Raw genomic sequence first — 7,495 nt, 5'->3', positions numbered from 1 at the left:
GTATTACTAGAAGAGACCGTGATGCTACTTCCTGTCTGACCTGTGTTCCAAATGTAGGTGCCTGAACAGTTTGGACTGGAAGATGAATTAACGGAAATGGTGGTGTTTTCACCTTGACAAAACTCAGAACCATTGCTAGATCCTATGATAGGAGCACCAGGAGCATTATAAAAATTTACATTGACGGTGTTTGACTGCTCAGATAAGCAGTCATTTACCCTGCATTGGGCGTAATAACTACCAGAGGAATAAACCGTGATGGTAGGCGTGTCTTCGTCTGTGCTCCAGGTGATAGTGCCAGAGCAGCCACTTAAACTCAATACTGTACTGGTAGTAGGGGAACAAAAATCTCCACCGCCAGATACTGTTGGGGCGGCTGGAATAGGTTTAATATTTACCGAGATGACGTTGCTCGCACTTGAAAGTTCCCCTAATTCTTCACATTTAACGCTATACGATCCCGATGTAGATATGCTTACCGAAGTGCCAATCTGTCCGTTGCTCCATTTATATTCTCCTGCACAGTTTGGGCTTGCGGGCAAATCGACAGATAATGTGCTGGTACTTCCTTGGCAAACGGAAGTTGGGCTATCCGCTTTAATAATAGGGGTTTCAGGAATCCATGTTTTATTCAGTGAAGCAAAGCTGTGGTTAGCATTGCACCAAAATAAAATAAGTAAGATGACTCTATATTGTTTAAATATGGAGCTTTTGAGCCATAATTTATTGACGGTATGAAATATACCAATGTCAACTTTTACAGCTGTTGAAAGTGTTTTTTTATTCATGGCTATTCCTCCATTAATTATCAGAAGAAGAAAAAATTTCTAGTTCTAAAGGAGTTAACTGTTTGTCAAACCACCACCAAACAAGACATATCAAAAAGGTAAATCCAAGAATGATATAAAGGACTATTTTAATATGTTTCCAATTGGCTTTGACAAAATTAAACATGTCCGAATCTAGCAATTAAGACGGATGGAATGAAAAATTAAGCGTCGCAAAAGCGTCGCAATTTGGAAGTTTCGGACTTTAGAATTAGATATAATTTACTAATTCTGAGATGTTTGTGTCTTCTGGAAGGTTTGCTTTCTTTCGAAACCTATACGGCGTGCTTCTAACACTTGCGGGAGAAATACCTAAAGTAAAAGCTATTTCTTCATTACTAAATCCAAGCTTTGTCAGTGTTAAATATCGAACTTCTGAAGGTGTTAGCATAGGAAACTTTGCTTTAAGTCTTGAGATAAAGCCAACGTGTACTTTGTCAAAGAGTTCTCTGAATTGTTTCCATTCTTGTTTAGTAAGGATGGTTATTTTTTGTAGTTTTTGTAAAATTTCCTCATCCTGATTTTGGCTGTTAATCTGTTCTAATAGTCGTGTTTTTTCAAGGATTTCTGCTTTGAAATTATCTAGATAAATATGAGCTTGGCTTAGCTCTTTTTTCGCTAAAAAAAGCTTTTTTCTAGCGTTCATGACATTGGTATAATAAATAAATAAGGCTAAACTCAACAATAGTATTAGTCCACCAATAATTACGTTTCTTTTCAATATTTTAGCTTCCCTGTCCGCAGTAAACTTATCAAGCTCCTTTTTTTGTTGTATTCTCAGTAATTTCTTAGTGTCAAAATCTACCTTGTTTTGATTTCGCCAATAGTGCGAGGAATCCAGATAGGCAAGTCCCTTTTTAATGTCCCCTGTTCGAATATAGTATCTAGAAATTAACCGATAAGTTTCAGGTCTATATCCCTGCCAAGTAGTAAATGGATTTTGCTCTTCTAATTCAAGCATAATCGTTTTTGCTTTTTCTAGTTGACCAGTTCTTAGGTAAGCGTCTATTAATGTAGCTCTTTGAGAGTTTTGCTCTCTTATATCTTCATTTATTGATTTTAAAAAACCAAGGCCCGTTTCTAAATGTGTTATGGCTTTTTCAAATTCTTGATGTTTATAATGAAGCTTTCCTAGATAGCCTTCGCTACTACCCATACTAAAAGTGTCTAGCGTGCTTGTAGAAGCTTCTAGAGCTTTTTCTAAATAGTAAAATGCAGAGTCTTTTTGGTTGAGTTGTTTGAAAGATTCCCCCAGCATATTATAATTATACGGGTAATACTTGCTATTCAAGATTTGCTCTTCCTTAAGTTCTTTTATCGCACTTTTGCATATCTCTATAGTTTTGGCAATCTCATCAAAGTTGAAATAGATATAGGTGAGATCTATCATTTCTCTAAACTTGGTAGGGTGTTCTATACTATTTAAGGATTGGTTCAGTGTTAAAACCCTTTCAAAGTGCCCAAAGGCTAATTCGTAATTTTTGGCTCGTTTTAGATAGAAATCACCTAACATGAATTCTAAATAGGCTTCAAAATTCTTATTTTCCCTGTCAATCGTTTTATCTCGAAAAAACAATAAGCGATTCAATAAATAATCTTTTGAGATTTCTGAGCTTCCGAAATAGAGCTTCAACTCGGATATGTCCATCATGAATTCCAGGAAATCAGCATCATTTTCAATTGCAAATTGTCTCATTGACCTAATTTCTGGCATGTAGGCAGCGGTATCTACATCTTCACTATTAAAGGTCATGTGCCATTTATCTATAAACGTGTTATCCAATTCGTCGGGGCTAAGTTTTAAGTAGGCTTCATATTGAGCATAAGTGCTCAGCTTAATAAAAAAGATCAAGAAGGTTAGTTTTCGCATAGACTTTTAAGATTAACTAAAAATAGCGATTTGAAATATTGATTCCGTAGCGTTATACGTATTATTTGAAAGTATGTACAGAAACCTTACCAAGCTGAGGTACCTGCTGAGAAAAAATGGTCTTAAATTATTAGATTTTTTTAACTTTATAAATTCAACCCAAAATTTATGAAGTACCTCCTTTTATTGTTTATTCCTTTTCTTTCTGTTGCTCAGAGTAAGGTCGATTGGCTTGTAAGCCCGATTGATGAAAAAGCTCAAATTGTAGTGAGCAAGAATAGTATCGTTTTACGGAATGGTTTGCTATCAAGAACTATAAATATTGATAAAAATGTGTCAACCACAAGTTTCAAAAACCTTCAAACAGGCGATGAGTTTATACGGTCTTTACGCCCAGAAGCCAGAATCGAAATTGATGGAAAAGCTTATAATATAGGTGGACTTTATGGGCAAAAGGAATATGGCTATTTCCTAGAAGAGTGGCTTTCTGGGCTTTCAGCAAATCCAAAGGATTTTCAATATGTCTCTTATACCATTAGCGAATTAAGTAAACCATTTGCTACTAAAAGTACCAATTGGACTAGTGACGATAGTAAAGCCACAGGTAAAGAATTGACCTTGTATTTTGACGCTCCTGTTATGGATTTGAAGGATGTTAAAGTTGCCATCCACTATGCTATTTATGATGGTATTCCTCTAATATCTAAATGGCTGACCATGGAGAATGTAGGTGCTAAGTCTATCAAAATAGACCAAGTAGTCAATGAAATACTAGCCACTGTAGAAGAGGAGTCTGCTGTGGTGGGTACGCCAGAGCAAATGAAAACACCTCAAAAACTCTACATCGAAAACAACTTCGCTTATAATAATGCCATGAAATATCGTTTGAGCGACCAAGCCACGCACTGGAAGGTGGATTCGGCTTATACTTCTCAGGTGAATTATGCATTGACAACGCCCTGTGTAGCTGAAATATATCCTAGTTTAGGTGTAGGAATTGACTTAAAAGCTAAGAAAACCTATACCTCCATTAGGTCTTATGAGCTTTTGCATGATACGTATGATAAAGAGCGTCAAGGCTTAGCTGTCAGGAAAATGTACAGAACCATAGCTCCCTGGACGAATCAAAATCCGATTTTCATGCACCTTATCAGTACCGATGACACCAAGGTGCGTGAGGTGATAGACCAGTGTGTAGAAACAGGATACGAGATGGTGATTTTGAGTTTTGGAAGTGGTCTTATTATGGAAGATGCTTCTGAGAAGAATATTGCAAAGTTTAAGAAACTGGCAGATTATGCCCATAGTAAAGGCATAAAACTGGGAGGTTACTCGCTGTTTAGCAGTAGAAGTATTGATGATGAAAACGATGTGATTGACCCGGTGACGGGCTTGCCAAATACGGCTGCAACGTTTGGGCATGCTCCATGTTTAGCCAGTGAGTGGGGGTTAAATTATTTAGCGAGTATTAAGAAGTTCATTGTAGAAACAGGATTTGACCTACTAGAGCATGATGGCCCTTACCCTGGCGATGTTTGTGCGAGTACTTCGCATCCTGGCCATGAAGGTTTGCATGATTCGCAATGGGTACAAATGGAACTTCAAAAAGAGCTTTATCAATGGCTAAATGCCAGAGGTGTTTATATTAATGCACCCGATTGGTACTTTTTAGACGGTTCGCATAAAATAGCTTTGGGTTACAGAGAAGTGAATTTTTCACTGTCCAGAGAGCAACAAAAGATTCTTAATCGCCAAAATATTTATGACGGCACTTGGGAAAAAACACCTTCTATGGGTTGGGGTTTTGTGCCATTGACCAAATATCAAGGTGGAGGTCCAGAAGCCGTTTTAGAGCCTTTGGCAGACCATTTGTCCGACTACAAGCAACTCATGATGCAGTATTATGGTGCTGGTATTCAGGCTTGTTATAGAGGACCACGGCTTTATGACACAGAAGAGACTAAGCAGGTAGTAAAAGAAACCATAACGTGGTATAAAAACTACCGTGAGATACTTAATTCAGACATTATTCACCTCAGACGTGCTGATGGACGGGATTGGGATGGCATCATGCATGTGAATGCAGAATTACCTCAAAAGGGTTTGGTGATGCTGTATAATCCACTGCCAGGGTCCATAGAAAGAAATATTAATATTCCGCTATATTATACAGGATTAGTAGATAACGCTAATGTGAGATTGAATGGGGGAGAAGCTACTTTTCACGCACTTAATAGAGATTATTCCATCGATTATCAAGTGACCATTCCTGCCAATGGTTATGTGTGGCTGTTGATAGAGTAGGTTTTGTGTCGAATTTAAACAAGCTCTTCATGCCTATGAGCTAAAAGTTATTACCGAACTTTGAAGCTTAAATTATAACGCTTGAAGTATCTTTTTTTTATTCTCCTTATATTTTCCAGTTTTCTGGGAAAAAGTCAACTATTCACGGAATCTTTTGCCTACCCAAAGGGCAGCTCCTTAAGTACTCATTCTTGGGGGGTACATAGTGGTGGAGATGCTAATCCGGTTTTGGTTTCAGAAGGGTTAAGCTTTGGTAATGCCATTCTAAATAATGGAATTGAATTAAAAGGAGGAGGGCAAGACCTTAGCCAAACTTTTGCAGAACAAACTAAAGGGTCGGTTTACGCTTCTTTTTTGGTGAATGTAAACGAGGCTTCAGCGGAAGGTGATTACTTTTTCCATTTGGGAGCTAAAGACTTAGGTACCAATTTTAGAGGTAGGGTCTTTGTCAAAAGTAATGGAGAAGGCATCCAGTTTGGGCTTAGTAAGTCATCTAATTCTCCCAATTATACTTTAGAAGTTTTTCAGAAGAATACGACTTACCAATTGGTTTTAAAGTATACGTTTCTGGAAGCCACCAAATCGGATGATATCGTAGAGTTATTTGTTTTAAAAGCAGAATCACAAGAAGAACCTCACCGAAACATCAAAGCCAATGAAGGGGAGAGTGATGCCACGGGCATGGGTACCTTGGCATTAAGGCAGGGTAGTGGGAGCAAAGCCCCTTCCCTTAGGATAGATGAACCAAGAGTGGCTACCAATTGGCAGCAGGCGGTTAGTTTAAGTAGGCGTATGTCAGTGGAGCTTACTATGCCAGAAAAACGCTATGCTTTTAGGTCTGAATGTGGGAAGGAAACGGTATTCCCTGTCATTTTAAATGCCTATTGGCCAGAAAATTTATTGAACCTTTGGTCGCCTTCTGCTGATGTCTTAGCGTTTTCTAGAGATGGTATTAATTGGTTAGACCAGTTGACTTTTAGGGCTACAAATAACAGCTATTATCAGCCTTTTTATGTTAAAATGCTTTCTAGTAAAATAGAAGAACCGGAAGGTGTTTTCACCATCAGTATTGATAATTATGGGGCAGAAGTTATCGATCATATAGCGGTTAGATATTCCATTTTTCAATTAAGAGGAGATTGTAGTTTGCCCATTATCCATGCAAAAACACTTCAGCGGGGTGATTCTGTCTTAGTATCGGGCGTAATCTCTGCATCTGCACAAGAGTTTTCTGATTTCAATTATCTGGAAGACGAAACAAGCGGGATTAGAATCCAGGGTGATTTTGGTTTTCAAATCGGAGATAGCATTCAATTTAACGGCGTCTTATCTGAGCTGAATCGAGAGGCCGTATTGTTGATAGACTCTTTGAAGGGTGCTAAGATTTTTGGGAATAGAAAGCCTGAACCCAAAATTATAGACTTGAAAGATTTAGCCAATTATAGCGGGGAATTGGTAAGGATAAAGGATGTTAAATTAAAAGACCCGCATTTTGTTTTCCTTCCAAACTCCAATGAAAGTATTGTTAAAAACGGTAGTGTGGTGCCAGTACGAGTTTGGTCTAAAACTAAGATTGGCGGTCATACCAAACCACAAGATTTCTTTGCCATAACGGGCGTGGTAGGACAGTATAGAAATAACTTTCAGCTTTATCCTAGGCTCGTAAGCGATATTGCAGGCTTAGGTCCAGTTTTGGAGTCGCCTATAAATATTTCCAAAGAATACACTTTCGATTTAGCGGCTTGGAATCTGGCGTGGTTTGGGAGTTCAGGAAATGGCCCTAAAAACGAATCTCTTCAAATGGAAAATGCCATTAAAGTCATGAAAGATATGAATGCTGATGTTTTCGTATTAGAGGAAATTACGGGTTTAGATGCTTTTGAAGAGCTGGTGACTTCATTGGATAATTACAGCGGAATATGTTCTTCTGAAGTTTCTGGAGGTGGAGACCCCGATTTTGCTCAAAGAGTATGTTTTGTTTATAAAAATGAAACGGTACAAATGGTAGAGATGAAGGCCCTGCTAAAAGGCACTCCTGTTATCAACGATTACCCAGAGACTTTCGATAGATTTTGGGCTAGTGGAAGATTTCCTGCTCTTTTTGTGTGCGATGTAAAGATTGATGGAATTAGCAGAAGGCTTCATATTATAGGTGTTCATGCCAGAGCCAATAGAAATAGCGATGAAAAAGATTTGGTTTATGATATGAGAATGAAAGACATAGCGGTTTTAAAAGACAGCTTGGACTTACATTTCTCAATGGCGGCTATCATTATGGCGGGTGATTTTAATGATGATGTGGATGAAACGGTGGTTTCGGGGCATACGAAATCTACTTATGCCAATTTTGTGGAAGACAAAACGAATTATAAGTTTTTGACAAAAGTGTTAAGTGATACTAGGCAAAAATCTTACTTTGTATATGATAATGTGATAGATCATATTATGGTATCTAACGAGCTTTTTGATAGTGTTTTGAAGGATGGTACGCAGC

The 7,495-nt window shown here is 38.0% G+C and carries 3 protein-coding genes and 1 pseudogene; 2 read left to right on the top strand and 2 right to left on the bottom strand.

Translation table 11 applies throughout. The features are described 5' to 3' along the window. Positions 1 to 788: pseudogene (locus tag ACTBZY_RS14645) on the bottom strand (hypothetical protein); the annotation flags it as partial. A gap of 250 nt (positions 789 to 1,038) precedes the next feature. Next, positions 1,039 to 2,697: a tetratricopeptide repeat protein gene (locus tag ACTBZY_RS14640; protein ID WP_463047086.1), complete on the bottom strand. Its 1,659-nt coding sequence runs from the start codon at positions 2,695 to 2,697 to the stop codon at positions 1,039 to 1,041. 168 nt (positions 2,698 to 2,865) lie between these two features. Here ACTBZY_RS14640 and ACTBZY_RS14635 point away from each other — a divergent pair, with 168 nt between their 5' ends. Further along, positions 2,866 to 5,001, top strand: a complete 2,136-nt coding sequence (locus tag ACTBZY_RS14635; protein ID WP_463047085.1) for an alpha-amylase family protein — start codon at positions 2,866 to 2,868, stop codon at positions 4,999 to 5,001. 81 nt (positions 5,002 to 5,082) lie between these two features. Further along, positions 5,083 to 7,495 (top strand): DUF5689 domain-containing protein (locus ACTBZY_RS14630; protein ID WP_463047084.1); only part of this gene is annotated, 2,413 nt, incomplete at its 3' end.

It is taken from the genome of Arcticibacterium sp. (assembly GCF_055134445.1).
The sequence above is the reverse complement of the archived record's forward strand: the minus strand, read 5'-3'. Positions and strand labels throughout refer to the sequence as shown.